General features: G+C 71.3%; 15 protein-coding genes and 1 tRNA gene. 9 read left to right on the top strand and 7 right to left on the bottom strand.

The features are described from left to right. The first annotated feature begins 16 nt into the window (after positions 1-16). A tRNA-His gene (locus ACZ56E_RS24965) sits at positions 17-89 on the top strand. A 104-nt stretch (positions 90-193) separates the two neighbouring features. Here the strand turns inward: ACZ56E_RS24965 and ACZ56E_RS24960 are convergent. Then, entirely contained in the window at positions 194-1,249 is a 1,056-nt protein-coding gene (locus tag ACZ56E_RS24960; RefSeq protein WP_471217428.1) for a LacI family DNA-binding transcriptional regulator, read from the bottom strand. Positions 1,250-1,561: 312 nt separating this feature from the next. On the opposite strand from ACZ56E_RS24960, the gene ACZ56E_RS24955 reads away from it, so the two are divergent. The 6 genes from ACZ56E_RS24955 to ACZ56E_RS24930 all read left to right on the top strand — a co-directional run bounded on the left by ACZ56E_RS24955 (position 1,562) and on the right by ACZ56E_RS24930 (position 9,785). Then, the gene (locus ACZ56E_RS24955; RefSeq protein ID WP_471217426.1) at positions 1,562-2,875 is read left to right on the top strand and encodes an extracellular solute-binding protein; all 1,314 of its coding nucleotides are present in this window, start codon (positions 1,562-1,564) and stop codon (positions 2,873-2,875) included. A 5-nt stretch (positions 2,876-2,880) separates the two neighbouring features. After that, complete coding sequence (locus tag ACZ56E_RS24950; RefSeq protein WP_468601376.1) at positions 2,881-3,885, top strand: carbohydrate ABC transporter permease; 1,005 nt, start codon at positions 2,881-2,883, stop codon at positions 3,883-3,885. Continuing rightward, positions 3,882-4,760: a carbohydrate ABC transporter permease gene (locus ACZ56E_RS24945; protein WP_468601378.1), complete on the top strand. Its 879-nt coding sequence runs from the start codon at positions 3,882-3,884 to the stop codon at positions 4,758-4,760. The genes ACZ56E_RS24950 and ACZ56E_RS24945 overlap by 4 nt, the downstream gene beginning before the upstream one ends. Positions 4,761-4,861: 101 nt before the next feature. Continuing rightward, positions 4,862-6,283 (top strand): GH1 family beta-glucosidase, encoded by a 1,422-nt coding sequence (locus ACZ56E_RS24940; protein WP_471217423.1) that lies wholly within the window; start codon positions 4,862-4,864, stop codon positions 6,281-6,283. 142 nt (positions 6,284-6,425) lie between these two features. After that, the gene (gene aspT, locus ACZ56E_RS24935; protein WP_471217421.1) at positions 6,426-8,105 is read left to right on the top strand and encodes an aspartate-alanine antiporter; all 1,680 of its coding nucleotides are present in this window, start codon (positions 6,426-6,428) and stop codon (positions 8,103-8,105) included. Positions 8,106-8,135: 30 nt separating this feature from the next. Next, positions 8,136-9,785: a bifunctional aspartate transaminase/aspartate 4-decarboxylase gene (locus ACZ56E_RS24930; RefSeq protein WP_471217419.1), complete on the top strand. Its 1,650-nt coding sequence runs from the start codon at positions 8,136-8,138 to the stop codon at positions 9,783-9,785. Between the two features lie 64 nt (positions 9,786-9,849). On the opposite strand, the gene ACZ56E_RS24925 is transcribed toward ACZ56E_RS24930, so the two are convergent. The 3 genes from ACZ56E_RS24925 to ACZ56E_RS24915 all read right to left on the bottom strand — a co-directional run bounded on the left by ACZ56E_RS24925 (position 9,850) and on the right by ACZ56E_RS24915 (position 13,258). Next, on the bottom strand, positions 9,850-10,899 hold the full coding sequence (locus tag ACZ56E_RS24925; protein ID WP_471217417.1) for a chitinase: 1,050 nt from the start codon (positions 10,897-10,899) through the stop codon (positions 9,850-9,852). 251 nt (positions 10,900-11,150) lie between these two features. Next, complete coding sequence (locus ACZ56E_RS24920; RefSeq protein ID WP_471217416.1) at positions 11,151-12,557, bottom strand: sensor histidine kinase; 1,407 nt, start codon at positions 12,555-12,557, stop codon at positions 11,151-11,153. Next, positions 12,554-13,258: a response regulator transcription factor gene (locus ACZ56E_RS24915; protein WP_468601390.1), complete on the bottom strand. Its 705-nt coding sequence runs from the start codon at positions 13,256-13,258 to the stop codon at positions 12,554-12,556. Before ACZ56E_RS24915 ends, ACZ56E_RS24920 begins: the two co-directional genes overlap by 4 nt. A gap of 99 nt (positions 13,259-13,357) precedes the next feature. On the opposite strand from ACZ56E_RS24915, the gene ACZ56E_RS24910 reads away from it, so the two are divergent. After that, complete coding sequence (locus tag ACZ56E_RS24910; protein ID WP_471217414.1) at positions 13,358-13,903, top strand: hypothetical protein; 546 nt, start codon at positions 13,358-13,360, stop codon at positions 13,901-13,903. Between the two features lie 20 nt (positions 13,904-13,923). On the opposite strand, the gene ACZ56E_RS24905 is transcribed toward ACZ56E_RS24910, so the two are convergent. Together ACZ56E_RS24905 and ACZ56E_RS24900 are read right to left on the bottom strand one after the other, a co-directional pair. Then, complete coding sequence (locus ACZ56E_RS24905) at positions 13,924-14,784, bottom strand: spermidine synthase (RefSeq protein ID WP_471217413.1); 861 nt, start codon at positions 14,782-14,784, stop codon at positions 13,924-13,926. A gap of 92 nt (positions 14,785-14,876) precedes the next feature. Further along, a complete protein-coding gene (locus tag ACZ56E_RS24900; RefSeq protein WP_471217411.1) occupies positions 14,877-15,422 on the bottom strand; it encodes a hypothetical protein in 546 nt (181 codons plus the stop codon). A 291-nt stretch (positions 15,423-15,713) separates the two neighbouring features. On the opposite strand from ACZ56E_RS24900, the gene ACZ56E_RS24895 reads away from it, so the two are divergent. Beyond that, positions 15,714-17,138, top strand: coding sequence for a tetratricopeptide repeat protein (locus ACZ56E_RS24895; protein ID WP_471217409.1), 1,425 nt, complete (start codon positions 15,714-15,716; stop codon positions 17,136-17,138). Positions 17,139-17,184: 46 nt separating this feature from the next. On the opposite strand, the gene ACZ56E_RS24890 is transcribed toward ACZ56E_RS24895, so the two are convergent. Beyond that, positions 17,185-17,778, bottom strand: coding sequence for a histidine phosphatase family protein (locus ACZ56E_RS24890; protein WP_471217407.1), 594 nt, complete (start codon positions 17,776-17,778; stop codon positions 17,185-17,187). Positions 17,779-17,957: the final 179 nt, after the last annotated feature.

Genomic DNA, 17,957 nt, shown 5'->3' with positions numbered 1-17,957 from the left:
CAAAAGACCGGACATGGTGGGTGTAGCTCAGTTGGTAGAGCACCTGGTTGTGGTCCAGGTGGCCGCGGGTTCAAGTCCCGTCACTCACCCTGTAGGAAGGGCCCCGGTTCGAGAGAACCGGGGCCCTTCCGCTTTTCCGTGTTCTTCCGCGGGTTCCCCGTGTTCTCCCACGGGCCGACCGCATCCCCGGGCGTCAGGAAGACGCCCGCTCCACCAGTTCCGTCGGAAGCACCAGCTGGCGCCGCTCCAGGCGCCGCGCGGCCGCGGGGCGGCTGTCCGCGATCTCGGCGAGCAACAGGTCGATCATCGCCCGCCCCATCTCCTCTATCGGCTGCCGCACGCTCGTCAGCGGCGGGTCCATGTGCCGGGCGATCGCCGAGTCGTCGAAGCCGACGAGCGCCACGTCGTCGGGTATGCGGCGGCCCGCCTCGCGCAGCGCCTGCCGGGCGCCCGCCGCCATCACGTCGGAGCCCGCGAAGACCGCGTCCACCTCGGGACAGGCCGCGAGGAGCTCCCGCATCGCCCGCCTGCCGCCCTCTTCCGTGAAGTCGCCGGGCACGATCAGCCGCTCGTCCACCGTGCGGCCCGCGTCCTGGAGTGCGGCGCGGTAGCCGTCGAGGCGGCGCTGGGCTCCGTACACGTCGAGGCGGCCCGTGATGGTGGCTATGGAGGTGCGGCCGCGGGAGAGCAGGTGCTCCACGGCCGAGCACGCCCCGGCGTAGTTGTCGGAGTCGACGGAGGGCAGCGCCTCCTCGGCGGAGCGGCGGCCGCTGATCACCGCGGGGATCTCCAGCTGGGAGAGCAGGTCGGGCAGCGGGTCGTCGGCGTGCACCGAGACGAGGAGCACCCCGTCGACGCGGTGGGCCGCGAGGTACTGGGCCAGGCGCTGGCGGCGCTGGTCGCTGCCCGCGAAGATCAGCAGCAGCTGCATCTCGGTCTCGCTGAGCTCGGCGCCGACCCCGCGCAGGACGTCGGAGAAGTACGGCTCGGCGAAGAAGCGGGTCTCGGGCTCGGGCACGACCAGGGCGATGGCGTCCGTGCGGTTGGCGGCGAGGGCGCGGGCCGCGGTGTTCGGGACGTACCCCAGCTCCGCGACGGCGGCCTCGACGGCCGTGCGGGTCGCGTCGCTCACCCGCGGCGAGCCGTTGATCACCCGGGACACCGTCCCCCGGCCGACCCCGGCCCGCGCGGCGACCATTTCCAGCGTGGGCCGGCCGCCACTGCGGCCGCGCGCTGCGTGAGCTGCCATTGTCCGCCTCCCGTCACACTTCCCCCGGCGAGGAATGTAACAGCCCGATCTTCGGCGGGCCGCCGAGCCGGAGCCGGGCCGAACCTGGGGCCTCCCGTAACGGCCCGATAACCGAAGACATAACTCTCTGTCGGGTCCCTTGACACCCTTGTCCGTAGCCACGAGTCTTCAACTCATCACCTGTGGGAGCGCTCCCACACTACCTGACACGTACACAACCCGCACGTTCCCCGCCCGAGCCGCAGCGTGAACCAACGGGCCCAGCAGTGCAGTTGGCCGGGGGGTCGGCACGTCAGGCAACAGGAGGACGTCATGCGTACCAATCACCGCCGGTCCCGCCGACTGGTGGCCTACGCGGCAGCGACCGCGCTGGCCACGGGCCTGCTGACCGCATGTTCGAGCGACGACGACAGTGGCTCGGCAGGCGGCGACGGCAAGATCACGCTCAATGTCGGCACGTTCGGCGTACTGGGCCTGAAGCAGGCAGGTCTCTACGACGAGTACGAGAAGTCGCATCCGAACATCAAGATCAAAGAGAACGTCATCGAGCGGAACGACGCCTACTACCCGAAGCTCCTCACCCAGCTGCAGTCCGGCGCGGGTGTCAACGACGTCGCGGCCATAGAGGTCAGCAACATCACCGAGGTCGTGCAGACCCAGGGCGCCAAGTTCGAGGACCTGGGCAAGGCCGAGGGCGTGGAGAAGTCGACGTATCTCGACTGGAAGTGGCAGCAGGCCACGACCGAGGACGGCAAGACGATCGGCCTCGGCGTCGACATCGGCCCGACGGCGCTCTGCTACCGCAAGGACCTCTTCGAGAAGGCCGGCCTGCCCACCGACCGCGAGAAGCTCGCCGAGGAGTGGGGCGGCGACTGGGACAAGTACGTCGCCATGGGCGAGAAGTACATGGAGAAGGCGCCCGAGGGCAGCAAGTTCGTCGACTCCGCCGCCAGCGTCTACAACGCCGTCTTCGCCGGTGCGAAAGAGCGGTACTACGACAAGGGCGGCAAGGAGATCTACGAGGACAGCCAGGGCCGCAAGGACGCCTGGGCGGCGGCGATGAAGGTCGCACAGGGCGACATGTCCGCCAAGCTCAAGCAGTTCGACCCGACGTGGGACCAGGGCTTCGCCAACGCCAAGTTCGCGACCGTGGCCTGCCCCGCGTGGATGGCCGGGTACATCCAGGAGAAGACGGGCCCCGAGGGCAAGGGCCAGTGGGACATGGCCAAGGCGCCCACGGACGGCAACTGGGGCGGCACGTTCCTCGGTGTGCCGAGCGCGGGCAAGCACAAGAAGGAGGCGACCGAGCTCGCCGTCTGGCTGACGCAGCCCGAGCAGCTCGCGAAGATCTTCGCCAAGCAGGCCAGCTTCCCGTCCACCCCGTCGGTCTACGACACGCTGAAGCCGTCGCCCGCCACGAAGGCCTACTTCAACGACGCGCCCATCACGGAGATCTACGCCGGCATCGCGGAGAACACCCCCTCGGCCGTCTACGGCCTGAAGGACGCCCAGATCGGCCAGTCCATCACAGACATCGGGGTGCTCCAGGTGGAGCAACAGGGCAAGTCCCCGGCACAGGGCTGGAAGGCCGCGCAGGAAGAGATCAAGGACGTTCTGGGACAGTGACGCCCATGTCCGAGACCACTGAGTACGCCGAGACCGCGTCCCCCGGTGCGGGGGACGCGGCCCCGGCCGCGTCCGGGAGCCGCAAGGCCTCCCCCACGTCGCCGTGGCGCAGCCGTCTGTACCGCTGGGACATAAAAGCGTCGCCGTACGTCTTCGTCGCCCCCTTCTTCCTCTTCTTCGGCGCCTTCGGCCTCTTCCCGCTGCTCTACACCGGCTGGGCGTCGCTGCACCGCCTGTCGCTGACCAACCTCGACGACAGCACCTGGATCGGCCTGGAGAACTACACCAACCTGCTGCAGAGCGACTACTTCTGGAACGCGCTCGGCAACACCTTCACCATCGGTGTCATCTCCACCGTCCCGCAGCTGGCCGTCGCCCTCGGCATCGCGCACCTGCTCAACTACAAGCTGCGCGGCTCCACCCTGTGGCGCGTGGCGATGCTCGCTCCGTACGCCACCTCGGTGGCGAGCGCCTCGCTGGTCTTCACGCTGCTGTTCGCGTGGGACGGCGGCATGGTCAACTGGATGATCGGCTCGGTGGGCATCGACCCCGTCAACTGGCGCGAGTCGTCGTGGGGTTCGCAGTTCGCGGTGTCCTCGATCGTCATCTGGCGGTGGACCGGGTACAACGCGCTGATCTATCTGGCGGCGATGCAGGCCGTGCCGCACGACCTGTACGAGTCGGCCGCGCTGGACGGCGCCTCGCGCTGGCAGCAGTTCCGGCACGTGACGATCCCGATGCTGCGGCCGACCATCCTGTTCACGGTGGTCGTCTCCACCATCGGGGCGACCCAGCTCTTCGGCGAGCCGCTGCTGTTCGGCGGCACGTCCGGGTCCAAGGGCGGCGCCGACCACCAGTTCCAGACGCTGGGGCTCTATCTGTACGACCAGGGCTGGATCAACGGCCACCTGGGCCGCGCGTCCGCGGTCGCCTGGCTGATGCTGGTGATCCTGCTGCTCATCGCCGCGGTCAATCTGCTGATCGCCCGACGACTGAGGAAGGACCGATGAAGTCCCGCACGCTGGACCCGAAGTCCGGAAGGCGCCGGCCGGGCCCGAAGGCCGGCCGCACGATGCACGCGGGGCCCGTCACCTACCTCGTCCTCGCCCTGTTCACGGCCGTCTCGCTGGCGCCGCTGATCTGGACGGCGATCGCGGCCTCGCGGACCAGCGGGCGGCTCGCCCAGACCCCGCCGCCCCTGTGGTTCGGCGGCAACCTCTTCAAGAACCTCGAACGGGCCTGGACCGAGGCGAGCCTCGGCGACGCGATGCTCAACACCACGATCGTGGCGGGCAGCATCACCATCGGCACGGTCCTGTTCTCCACCATCGCCGGATTCGCCTTCGCCAAGCTGAAGTTCCGGTTCAGCGGCGCGCTGCTCCTGCTGACCATCGGCACGATGATGGTGCCGCCGCAGCTCAGCGTCGTACCGCTCTATCTGTGGGTCGCCGACCTGCAGTGGACGAACCAGCTCCAGGCGGTGATCCTGCCGACGTTCGTGAGCGCCTTCGGGGTGTTCTTCATGCGGCAGTACCTGCTGCAGGCGCTGCCGAGCGAGCTGATCGAGGCGGCCCGGATGGACGGGGCGAGCAGCCTGCGGATCATCTGGCACGTGGTGTTCCCGGCGGCGCGGCCCGCGATGGCCGTCCTCGGGCTGCTCACGTTCGTCATGGCCTGGAACGACTTCCTGTGGCCGATCATCGCGCTCAACCAGTCGAACCCGACCGTCCAGGTGGCGCTCAACTCCCTGGGTACGGGCTACATCCCCGACCGGGCGGTGATCATGGCGGGCGCGCTGCTCGGCACGCTGCCGCTGCTGCTCGCGTTCGTCCTGTTCGGCAAGCAGATCGTGAGCGGCATCATGCAGGGCGCGGTCAAGGGCTGAACTCCCCGGGAGCCTACAGGCTCCCGGGCTTCCCCCTCCCGCCCTCATCCCCCTTCGCCATCCCCTCGTACCCCTTTCCTCTCTCCCGTGGGAGCGCTTCCATGTCCGAATCCCTCACCTTTCCTTCCGACTTCCTCTGGGGCACCGCCACCTCCGCGTACCAGATCGAGGGCGCCGTGCGGGAGGACGGCCGCACGCCCTCCATCTGGGACACCTTCAGCCACACCCCGGGCCGGACGGCCGGCGGCGACACCGGTGACATCGCCGTCGAGCACTACCACCGCTATCGCGACGACGTGGAGCTCATGGCCGGCCTGGGCCTGAACGCCTACCGGTTCTCCGTCTCCTGGTCCCGGGTGCAGCCCACCGGGCGCGGCCCCGCCGTCCAGCGGGGCCTGGACTTCTACCGGCGCCTCGTCGACGAACTGCTCGGCCGCGGCATCCGGCCCGCCCTGACCCTCTACCACTGGGACCTGCCGCAGGAGCTGGAGGACGCGGGCGGCTGGCCGGCGCGCGAGACCGCGTACCGGTTCGCCGAGTACGCGGGCATCGTCGGCGAGGCGCTCGGCGACCGCGTCCCGTCCTGGATCACCCTCAACGAACCCTGGTGCAGCGCCTTCCTGGGCTACGGCTCCGGCGTGCACGCCCCCGGCCGCACCGACCCGGCGGCCGCCCTGCACGCCGCCCACCACCTCAACCTCGCGCACGGCCTGGGCACCCAGGCGCTGCGCGCCGTCCTGCCGGCCCGCGCCGATGTCGCGGTCAGCCTCAACTCCGCGGTCGTCAGGGCGGTCTCCGACGACCCGCGGGACCAGGACGCCCGGCGGCGCATCGACAACCTCGCCAACGGCGTCTTCCACGGCCCGATGCTGCACGGCGCCTACCCGGCGGACCTGTTCGCGGACACGGCCCGGATCACCGACTGGTCCTGCGTACAGGACGGCGACCTGGCCGCCATCCACCAGCCGCTGGACGCGCTCGGCCTCAACTACTACACGCCCGCGCTTGTCTCGGCCGCGCCGGACGGCTCCGCGACCCGGCGCGCCGACGGGCACGGGGTGAGCGAGCACTCCCCGTGGCCGGGCTCCGACGACGTCGCCTTCCACCAGACGCCGGGCGAGCGCACCGAGATGGGCTGGACCATCGACCCGACGGGCCTGCACGAGCTGATCATGCGGTACTCCCGGGAGGCGCCCGGGCTCCCGATGTACATCACCGAGAACGGCGCGGCCTACGACGACAAGCCCGACCCGGACGGCCGCGTCCACGACCCGGAGCGCATCGCCTATCTGCACGGCCACCTGAGCGCCGTCCGCCGCGCCATCGCCGACGGCGCCGACGTGCGGGGCTATTACCTGTGGTCGCTCCTGGACAACTTCGAGTGGTCGTACGGCTACGGCAAGCGGTTCGGCGCGGTCTACGTCGACTACGAGACGCAGGCCCGCACCCCGAAGTCCAGCGCCCACTGGTACGCGACGGTCGCGGGGGCGGGGGAACTGCCGGCCGGCGCCTACGTGAGCTGAGGCTCCGCGGGGCCTGCGGGGGACGTACGGGAGCCGGGTGGCACAGGTGGCGCACGAGTGGCGCCCCGCCACGCGGCTCCTTAACGTTTCGACCATGCCGGATTCCGTACACACTGCGACATTCCGGGCGCGGTGAGTGCCCATGGGTGTCCTCCGTGACCACCCCGAGCTCGCGCTCTTCGTCTGCCTCGCCCTGGGTTACCTGGTCGGCAAGCTGCGGGTCGGGCCCCTCACCCTGGGCGGCATCTGCGGCACGCTGATCGTCTCGCTGCTGATCGGCGCCTGGGCGGAGGTGACGGTCTCCGACGACGTGAAGACGATCTTCTTCGCGCTCTTCATCTTCGCCCTCGGCTACATGGCGGGCCCGCAGTTCTTCGCCAACCTCAACCGTGAGAGCCTGCGCTTCTTCGTCCTCTGCGGGATCGAACTGGTCTGTGTGCTCGGTATCGCGTTCGGGCTCGCCAAGGTCTTCGACCTGGACGTCGGCACCGCTTCGGGGATCCTCGCCGGGGCGGCCACCGAGTCCGCGGTGGTGGGCACGGCCACCGAGTCCATCGGCAAGCTGAGCGGCCTCACCCAGGCGCAGATCTCCGAGTACCAGGGGCACGTGGCCACCGCGTACACCGTCTGTTATCTCTTCGGCCTGATCACCGTCGTGATCTACACCAGCCAGATCATGCCGATGCTGCTCCGCATCGACCTGCGGGACGCCTCGCGGGAGCTGTGGGAGAAGATGCGCGGGGGCGGCGGCGGCCTCGAGTCCGACGAGCGCGAGGCGCTGCCCGGCATGGTCGGCCGCACGTATCTGGTGACGGCGGGCGACGGCAGGACCGTCGGCGACCTGCAGACCGAGCTCGACGGCCGCATCACCGTCGAGGCCGTCAAACGCGGCAGCAAGCTCCTGAAGATCACGCCCGGCCTGCGGCTGACCCTCTCGGACCTGGTCCTGCTGGTCGGCAGACGTGCCAACGTCATCGAGGCCGGCCGCCTCATCGGGCCAGAGACCCCCGGCATTCCCGGCGTCGACACCCCCTTGGCCACCGGCCAGGTCGCCGTCACCGACAAGGCGGCGGACGGCCTCACCATCGACGAGCTGCAGCGGACGCACCCCGAGTTCATCAAGGACGGCGTGTACGTCACCGAGGTGCTCCGCGGGGACCAGCTCCTGCCCGCCGGCGGCGAAACCCGGCTCCACCGCGGCGACGTGCTCACTTTGGTCGGCGCCCGCTCCGGGCTGAACAAGGTGGTCGCGAAGATCGGCGCGGTCGTCAGGAACGACGCCACCGACTTCGTCTATCTGGGTCTCGGCATCGCCGCGGGCTCCCTGCTCGGGCAGGTCGTCGTGGAGTTCGGCGACGTCCCGATGTCCCTCGGCACCGGTGGCGGCTGTCTGATCTCCGGGCTGCTCTTCGGCTGGTTCCGCTCCCGCAGGCAGACCTTCGGCGCCTTCCCGCCGCAGGCCGCGGCGACCATCAAGGACATGGGCCTCGCGGTCTTCATCGCCTGTACGGGCCTGGTGTCGGGGCCGCAGGCCTGGCCGCTGCTCAAGGAGTACGGCGTGCTGCTCCCGCTCGCCGGGATCGCCATGGTGCTCGTACCGGCGACGCTCTCCCTGATCGTCGGCCGCAAGCTCCTGAAGATCGAGAAGCCGCTGCTCATCGGCGCCATCGCGGGCCAGCAGTGCTCGACGCCCGCCATCACCGCCGTCACCCAGACGGCCCAGAGCTCCGTCCCGATGCTCGGCTACACGATCACGTACGCCCTCTCGAACTTTCTGCTCCCCCTGACCGGCCCGATCCTCGTCGGTGTGCTCGGAGCGTGAGTGATGACCGACCAAGGAAGCAGGCAAGCCGTGCCGAAGACGACGTTCACCCGCGCCGAGATCCAGTCCTTCGCCCGGCTCAGCCCCTTCGAGCTGAAGGACACGTTCATCCAGGTCGCGCAGGCCGCCCAGGCGGACAAGCCGGGCCAGAAGGAGAAGTCGAGCGCGCAGCTGCTCAACGCGGGCCGCGGCAACCCCAACTGGATCGCCACCGGCCCCCGCGAGGCCTTTTACGCCCTCGGCTACTTCGCGCTCGACGAGTCGAGACGCGTGTGGACCGCGGACGACCTCGGCGGCATGCCGGAGAAGCCGGGCTCGGGCGAACGCTTCGACACGTTCGTGCGCAGGCACCCCGACCTGCCCGGCGTGGAGTTGCTGCGGAAGTGTGTGGAGTACGCCGTCGAACGCTTCGGGTTCGACCGGGACGCGTTCCTCCACGAACTGACGGACAGCTCGGTGGGCGACAACTACCCGGTGCCGGACCGTATGTTGACGCACGCGCAGCAGGTCGTACGCGGCTATCTCGCCGACGAGATGTTCGCGGGACGGCCCCCGGCCGGTGAGCTGTCGCTGTTCGCGACCGAGGGCGGCACGGCGGCGATGTGCTACATCTTCGACTCGCTCATGAAGAACCGCATCCTGAAGAAGGGCGACAAAATCGCCCTGATGGTGCCGGTGTTCACGCCGTACATCGAGATCCCCGAGCTCGACACGTACGAGTTCGACGTCGTGCACGTCGAGGCGAGCCTCTTCACCGAGACCGGTGTCCGCGAGTGGCGCTACCCCGAGGAGGAGGTCGCCAAGCTCGCGGACCCGGCGGTCAGACTGGTCTGCCTGGTCAACCCGTCCAACCCGCCCTCACTGGCGCTGAGTCAGCGGGTCACGGACCAGCTCAAGGACATCGTCGCCACCCGGAACCCGAACCTGCTGATCGTCACGGACGACGTGTACGGCACGTTCGTGGAGGGCTTCCGGTCGATCGCCGCCGAGCTGCCGCGCAACACCCTGCTCGTGTACTCGTACTCCAAGCACTACGGCTGCACGGGCTGGCGGCTCGGCGTCATCGGCCTGCACGACGACAACGTCATCGACGAGATGCTCGCGGCCCTGCCGGACGAGCAGAAGCGGCGGCTCGATTCGCGTTACGGCACGCTCTCGTTGGAGCCCGGGACGATCCGCTTCATCGACCGGCTCGTCGCCGACTCGCGTCAGGTCGCCCTGAACCACACCGCGGGCCTCTCGCTCCCCCAGCAGGTGATGATGACCCTCTTCTCGCTCTTCGACATGCTCGAAGAGGGCCAGGCGTACAAGAGGCGCATCCGCGCGATCGTGCGGCAACGCCTCGACCTGCTCCTCGAAGGCGCCCAGATGAAGATCGCCGACGATCCGAAGCGGGCGGCCTACTACATCGAGCTCGACCTGCTCGCGGAGGCCGAACGGGTCCACGGCAGGGACTTCGCCGACTTCCTGGAGAAGAACTATGAGCCGATCGACCCGCTCTTCCGCCTCGCCGAGCAGACGTCCGTGGTGCTCCTGAACGGCGGCGGCTTCGACGGGCCGCAGTGGTCGGTGCGGGTCTCGCTCGCCAATCTCGACGACCTCGACTACCTGAAGATCGGGCATCACCTGCGGAAGATCTTCAACGACTACGCGGAGGAATGGCGGGCGACGACGGCGTAGGGAGTCGCTTGTACGGCTACTCGTACGGCTACTTGTACCGCTACTTGTATGCCTACTTGTACGCCTACTTGTACTGGGCGAACGCCTTCGTGAACGCCAGCGGCTGCTGCTCTATGGACGAGCACGTCGGCTGCGCGGAGCCGGACGCGCCGCCCTCGCAGGCCTTGTCGCGGGTCGAGGACCACATCGAGAGCCGGCCGACGCCCTTGGCCTCGGCGAACTTCACGAGCTCGGTGGCGTCGTCGGTCCTGAAGACCTCGGTGGTGACGTCGTTGACACCGATCATCGGCGTGACGGCGACGGCCCGCCACGCGGCCTTGTCGGAGAGGCCGAGCGCGGTCTTGAGCTGCTTCTGCGTGGCGGTGGCGGCCTGGATGGCGTACTCGCCCATGTCACCGCTGTAGGCGGGCCCGTAGTCCATGGCCATGATGTTGACCGCGTCGATCCGCACGCCGTTCTTCTTCGCGTCGGCGAGCAGGTCGACACCGGGCTGCGTCAGCCCCTCGGGCATCACGGGCAGCGTGAACGACACGTCCAGGTCCGGGTGCCGCTCCTGGAGCCGGGCGATGGCCAGGGCGCGGCGGGTGTTGGCCGCGGTGTCCGGCAGCGCGGCGCCCTCGATGTCGAAGTCGACCTTGGTCAGCTCGTACGCGTCGACGACCTTGCCGTACGCCGCGGCGAGGGCGTCGGCGCTGTCGCACTTGAGGCCCAGCTCGGAACCGGCCGCGCCGCCGAAGGAGACACGGACGTCGCCGCCCTCGGCGCGCAGGCCGTCGATCTGCGCGGCCACCTTGTCGTCACCGAGCCCGGTCGCGCCGCCCCACAGCGGCTCACAGCCGCCGCCGGAGGTGATGAACGCGAGGTTGAACTCCTTGACGCCGGTCTTCTCCGCGGTGTCGAGGAGGTCGTAGGCGGGCGCGAGGGAGGTGTCGACGAAGGGCGCGAACTTGGACTCGGCGGGGGCGGCCTTCTCCGTGGCCTCCTCTGCGGGGGCCTTCGTCGCGAGCGCCGTCCCGGAGAAGAGGAAGGCGCCGCCGCCCACGAGGGACGCGGCGACGAGACCGCCGACGACCTTGGACCGGGTGCTGACCGTGCGCCGGTGCGTGCTGCTCATGGCGTGCCTGCCTTAGCTGTAGGGGGAGTTGCACGGGGGTGGGGGTGCGGCAGCACGCTAGCCGCGCGAGAAGCGACAAAACGCCCATGTGGGACGCGGATTGGTGATCTTAGGGTGCGCTTAAGGGAGGGATGGGGGCCGATTAAAGATCGCGCGGCGCGTTGGTCTCGTGGACATCGACATGGTGGCGCCGTTCGTCGACTCGGCGAGTCAGGCGATGTTCCCGAGGAAGTAGCGGCCCCCGGCCGACGTCACGCCGTCCGGCTCGGGCGGCCCGGTCCCGGGACCCGCTTGCGGCCGCGCACCGCGGTCCCCCGGTGGCCCCGGCGCCCCTCCGCCGGCCGGCGGGCGTCCAGCTGTATCCAGATGCGGACCTCCGTGCCGCCCAGGACCGAGCTGCCGACGCGGACGTCGCCGCCCGTCGACTCGGCGAGGCGGCGCACGATGTCGAGGCCGAGCCCCGTGGAGCCGTCCTCGCCGGAGCCCGCTCCCCTGGCGAGCGCCGCCTCCGGGTCGGCGATGCCGGGGCCCGCATCGGAGACCAGCACGATCACGGCGTCCTCTCCGCTGTGCACGTCCACCGAGAAGGCGGTGCCTTCGCCCGTGTGCCGGAAGACGTTGCCGAGCAACGCGTCGAGGGCGGCGACCAGTTCGGTGCGGGCCACCGGGATGCGGACCGGCCGCTCGACGCCCGCCACCCGCACCTCGCGCCCCTCGTCCTCGGCGAGCGCCGACCAGAACGCCATCCGCTCCCGGATCACCTCGGCGGCGTCGCAGCCCGCGCCGGGCCCGACCGTCGCGGTCTGCGGCTTCGCGTCGCGGGCGGTGCGGATGATGGTGTCGACCTCGCGCTCCAGCGTCTCGACCGCCGTGCGGGTCTGCTCGGCGGCGGGCCCGTCGCCGAGCGAGGCCGCGTTCAGCCGCAGGACGGTCAACGGCGTACGCAGGCGGTGCGACAGATCGGCCGCCAGCTCCCGCTCGTTCGCCAGGAGTTGCACCACCTGGTCCGCCATCGAGTTGAACGCCACCGCGGCGAGCCGCAGTTCCTTCGGCCCCTCCTCCGGCACCCGCGCGCCCAGCTTGCCCTCACCGAGGTCGTGCGCGGCGCCCACCAGACGCTTGGCGGGCTGGACCATGCGTACGCCGAGCCGGTCCGCGACCGCCACCGAGCCGATGACGAGCGCGATACCGACGCCCGCGAGCACCAGCCACGCCGTGGCCACGCCATTGCTGACCTCGGCCTCGGGGACGTAGATCTCCACCACCGCCGTCCCCGAGCTGAGCGCGGTCGGCTGCAGGACCACGAAGCCGCCGGGCACCCCGGCGGTCCTGGCCCTGCCCTCCTCGCGAGTCGCCGCCACGGCCCGCGCCCCGGCCCTCGGCTCGCCGACCTCGAAGGCCTCGGCGGCGTCGACGGCCGGTACGTACACGGCCATCCGGCCGTCACCGCCCGCCTCGGACGAGGCGACGGCCCGGGTGAGCTCCTCGCGGTCGGTGGTGATGGAGAGCGTGGGGCCCATGCCCGCGCCGTGCCGTTCCGCGTTCGAGATGGCGCGGTCCCTGGCCATCTCCTTGACGACGAGGCCGAGCGGCACCGCGAAGGCCACCACGACCATCACCGTGACGGCCAGGCACACCTTGACGAGGGCCCACCTCACGGCGCGGGCTCCGGCACCGGTGGCTCCAGCTTCACGCCGACCCCGCGCAGGGTGTGGAGATAGCGCGGCCGCGCGGCCGTCTCACCGAGCTTCCGCCGCAGCCACGACAGATGTACGTCGATGGTCTGGTCGTCGCCGTAACTCTGCTGCCAGACCTCCGCGAGCAGTTCCTTGCGCGGCACGACGACGCCGGGCCGCCCGGCGAGAAAGGCGAGCAGGTCGAACTCGCGCCGGGTCAGGTCGAGCCGTGCCCCGTCCAGCTCGGCCTGGCGCCGCAGCGGGTCGATGGCGAGCCCGCCGACGCGGAGCACGCTGCCCGGCGCCGCCTCGCCGGCCGGGACGCGCGCGCGGCGCAGCACGGCGGCCATGCGCGCCGAGAGGTGCTCGACGGAGAACGGCTTGGTGAGGTAGTCGTCGGCGCCGTCGTTCAGGAGCCGCACGATCTCCGTCTCGTCGTCCCGCGCGGTCGCGATGATCACGGGGACGTCGGTGATGCCGCGGAGCATCTTCAGCGCCTCCGACCCGTCGAGGTCGGGCAGGCCGAGATCCAGGATCACCACGTCGAAACGGAAATGGGCGACCTCGCGCAGCGCCTCCAGGGCCGTGCCGACGCTGCGCACGGTGTGCGATGCCTCGGTCAGATGCCGGATGAGGGCGGAGCGTACGAACTGGTCATCCTCGACGACGAGCACACTTGCCATGGGCGGCACCGTACGCCATACGGAGGAACGCGGTCCCCCTCCCGGGTGACCGTGCCCCCGGGGGACAGGGGCGCGGCGCGTGGTGCAGTATGGCCCGCGATGCGCAGAGGACTCGTACACGGAATCGCCTGGTCGCTCGCCACGGGCGCGGCGGTCACGCTGTCCTGGTGGGGCGTCCACACGGTGATGGCGGGCACCGCCTACGACCCGCCGCGCGCCCTGCCGCTCGCGGGTGACGACGGCGGCGCGGGCCGCGCGGAGCCGCTGGCGTCCTCCACGCACCGCCCCGAGTCGACTCCGACCGAGAAGCCCGAAAAGCCCCGGAAAACCGCGAAATCGCCGAAGCCGCCGACTGCCCCCAAATCGGCCGGACCGTCCAGGAAACCCTTCGACGATCCTTCGGCCCCGCCGCCCACGAGCTCCGGCACGGTGAAGAGCTACAGCACCGACGGCGGCCGGGTCGTCCTCGACCTCGGCAAGGACTCCGCGACGCTGGTCTCGGCGACGCCCGCGGCCGGCTGGTCGGTGCAGACGTGGAAGCAGGACAAGTGGATCCGGGTGCAGTTCACCGGGGGCGCGGCCGGCGTCTCGGTGTTCTGCACATGGCACGACACGGCGCCGCGCGTGGAGATCGACAAGACCTGAGCTTCGTGGGCCCCGGGGCGTCAGCGGAAGACCGACGGCGGCGGCGCAGGTGAGGCGACCGCGCCCGCGTCGGTGACGGCCGCCGCTCCCCCGCCGAAGTCCCGCAGCGCGCGCCCGTGTTCGACCCGGCCGGGGTGCGGGTCGCTCGCGCAGCGCCGGGTCAGCTCGGCGACGGGCAGTTCCCGGTCGGAGCCAAGCAGCACGGCGTTGCCGAAGCGTTTGCCGCGGAGTACGGCGGGGTCGGCGGCGAGGGCGAGTTCGGGGAAGAGGACGGCGGCGGTGGCGAGCTGGCCGCGCAGGTGTGCGAGCGGCGGGCCGTCGGCGAGGTTGGCGGTGTAGAACCCGCCGGGCTTGAGGACCCTGCGTATGTCGGTGAGGAATTCCGTGCTGGTGAGGTGGGCGGGGGTGCGGGCCCCGCTGAAGACGTCGGCGATGACGAGGTCCGCCCAGCCGTCGGGGACTTTGGCGAGGCCTTCGCGGGCGTCGGTGCCGCGCACCCGTATGCGGCTCTGCGGGTCCAGCGGCAGCTCGCGGCGGACGAGTCGGACGAGGGCGGTGTCGCGCTCGACGACCTGCTGGGTGGAGCGGGGGCGGGTCGCTGCTATGTAGCGGGCGAGGGTGAAGGCGCCGCCGCCGAGGTGCACGGCGTGGACCGGCTTGCCGGGCGGGGCGACGAGGCCGGCGATGTGGCCGATTCTGCGCTGGTACTCGAAGTCGAGGTACGCGGGGTCGTCGAGGTCGACGTGGGACTGCGGGGCGCCGTCCACGAGCAGCGTCCAGGCGCGTGGCCTGTCCCGGTCGGGTATGAGTTCGGCGAGTCCGCCGTCGACCTTCTCGACGACGGCCTCCCGCGCTTCCCGGGCCCGCTTGTTCCTTGCCATCCCGCCATTATCGGCGTACGGGAACGGCGCGGCCCGCCGGCGGTGCGGGGGCCCAGGGCTGTGAGCTGCGCCGTGGTGTGCCGCGGGCGGGCTCAGCGGCAGTTGTCGGCGGCCTCGATGATGCGGGCGGCCTGGCCGAGCGCGGCCCGCAGGACGGCCGGGTCGGTGACGGGGTCGGTCTCGCCGCCCGGCGGGAGCAGCCAGCCGGTGCCCGCGACCGGCGGGTCGGGGACGACGGGCCCGGCGAGCCCGGCCTGTCCCTCCTGGCCCGGCTGCCCGGCGCCCGGGTGGGTGTACACGCTCATGCCGCGGCCGTACGTCTGCGTGCAGGCGCTGCCCGGCAGGTCCCAGCCGTCGGCGGTGCCCGGCGGCACGAGGAAGCCGAGCGTGGCGCAGCCGCCGTCGTGCAGCACGGGGCCGATGGTGTCGCCCGCGCAGCGGCGCAGGATGTCGACCGCCTCGAGGCCCTGCCTGGCCGGGACGGTGACCAGGTCGCAGCACTCGTCGTCGCAGGGCAGCGGGCCGGGGGGCGGGGCGCTGCGGTCCTGGGTGGGCCGGTGTCGCGCCGTCGTCAGGGACGCCGGGGGCGTGCCGTTCTCCGTAGGGGAGTCGCCGTCCTGCATGCCGATCTCCAACAAGGAAACCCCTCCTCGCCAGTGCGGCAGCCGCCCGGCTCCCGCTCCTCATGGTTCAACGCGCGAGGGCGTCAACAGGCACTGCGGCACGCCGCCGCAAAGGATGGCAGTTCATGGCGGATCCCGGGTGAGATATCCGGTTTGTAGCCAAACCCCGCGTGGCGGACCCGTCACAGCGGGTACGTTCGTGCTCCGCCGGAACAGGGCAGGCCCGCGAGGTTCGGGGCGCGGGCGCGGCGTCCAGTGCGCGAGCGTGTGCACCATCCGGCACGATCCGCACGAGAGGGTCCGGCCATGGCGTCGTCACCGATGACATCGTCAACTCAGTCCCCACGACCGAACCTCGCGTTCCGGCAACTCCGCGGCCGGCGCTCGCCGGGCGAGTTCGCCGCGGCGGTGCGGCGGTCGGCCCGCGAGATCGGCGAGCGCGTCAGCTGCGACGCCCGCTACATCGGGCGCGTGGAGGCGGGCGAGATCCGCTGTCCCAACTACGCCTACGAGCGCGTGTTCCTGCACATGTTCCCCGGCCGGTCCCTGACGGACCTGGGGTTCGCCCCCCGCGCCCTGGTGCGCGGCAGGAGGGCGCGCGCCGAACAACCGACCACGATCCAGTTGTACGAGTCCCATCCGTCCGGGTCCGACCCCCGCGCCTGCGATCCGTACGCGGTCCAGACCCACGAGGAGAGCGACGTGCAGCGTCGCGCGTTCATGACCGGTTCCACGGCCACCGTGGCCGCCGCCCTGGGGCCCATCGGCCTCACCCTGGGCGGCGCCGCGGAGGCGGCTGCCCTGCGCGGCCGCAGGGTCGGCGATGCCGAGGCCGGCGCGGTCGAGGAGGCCGTGCGCAAGATCAGGCTGCTCGACGACCGGCACGGTGCCGACGGCCTCTACCGGCGCGCGGCCGCCCCCCTGCGCACCGCCTACACCCTGCTCGACGCGGGGACCACCACCCGGCAGGCCACCTCGGACCGGCTGCACGCGGGCGCCGGTGAGCTGGCGATCTCCGTCGGCTGGCTGGCACACGACTCGGGCCGCTTCGACGACGCCCGCTCGCACTACGCCGAGGCGCTTGCGACGGCCCGGGTCTCCGGGGACGACGCCCTGGAGGCGCACGCCTTCTGCAACACGGCCTTCCTCGCGCGGGACGCGGGGCGGCCGCGGGAGGCGGTGCGGGCGGCCCAGGCGGCCACGCGCGCCGCCCGCCACCTCGGCTCGCACCGGCTGCTCTCGCTCATCGCGCTGCGGGAGGCGGGGGGCTGGGCGGGGCTCGGCGACCGCTCGGGCTGTGAGCAGGCGCTGGCCCGCGCCCACGGCCTCTTCGACCGCGGGGCCCGCGCGGAGGACCCGGAGTGGATGAGCTTCTACGGCCCCGCCGAGTTCGCGGCTCTCGAGGCGCAGTGCTGGTCGGCCCTCGGCGAGTGGGCGCGGGCCACCGGGCACGCCCGGCTCGCCGTGGACACCGCCTCCTCGCAGACCCCGCAGTTCACCCGGAACATCGCGCTCTACACCGCCGAGCTCGCCGACGACCTGGCCCGCGCGGGCCGCCCTGACGAGGCCGCGGCGGCGGGTGACGAAGTCCTCGCGCTCCTGGGGGAGGTGCAGTCCTCACGCATCCAGTCGATGCTCGCCACGACGGCACGGGTGCTCCTGCCGCACCGCAGCGCCTCGCGGGTGAGCGACTTCCTGGAGGGGCACGCCGCCCTGCCGCGCGCGGTCTAGGACGCCGGATGCGGTGCGGCAGCCGGGTGCGGCGCGGCAGCCGGTGTCAGGCCAGGTGCCCGGTCTCGTTCCACGACTCGACGGCAGGCTCTCCGTAGGCCCAGCCGAGGATCGACAGGGACGTCGGGTTGAGGCGGATGCGGGCGGCGAACTCGATGCCGAGGCCCAGCCAGCGCGCGCCGATGACCCGCAGGATGTGGCCGTGCGCGAAGACCAGCACGTCGCGGTCGGCGCTCCTGGCCCACTCCACGACCTCGTCCGCGCGCGCGGCGACCTGCGCCAGCGTCTCGCCCTCGGGGACCCCGTCGCGCCAGATGAGCCAGCCGGGCCGGATCGCCTGGATGTCGGCGGGGGTCATGCCGTCGTACGCGCCGTAGTCGAACTCCATGAGCGCGTCCCAGGGGGTGGCGCGGTCCCCGAAGCCGGCGATCTCGCAGGTCTCCCGCGCGCGGGAGAGCGGGCTGGTGCGGACCTCGACGTCGGGCAGGCCGTCGAAGGGCGCGCGGTGCAGCCGCTCGCCCAGGAGCTTGGCGCCGCGGCGGCCTTCTTCGAGGAGGGGGATGTCGGTCCTGCCGGTGTGTTTCCCGGACAGGGACCATTCCGTCTGTCCGTGCCGGGCCAGCAGGATGCGGGGGGCCATGGGGTCTCTCCAAGTCGTACACATGTCGAATCCGGCCAGGTGCGCCGATGACACTTTTGCTGCTTTTGATGCTTTTTACGGACAGGGTGCGCCTGCCCCTCCATCATCACCCACGTGTGATCGAGGCCCCGCGGGGTCTGGCAACCCGGTCGCCGATCTCTGCGTCTTAGTCGTCCGGG

It is taken from the genome of Streptomyces sp. NPDC039480 (assembly GCF_055597165.1).
The sequence above is the reverse complement of the archived record's forward strand: the minus strand, read 5'-3'. Positions and strand labels throughout refer to the sequence as shown.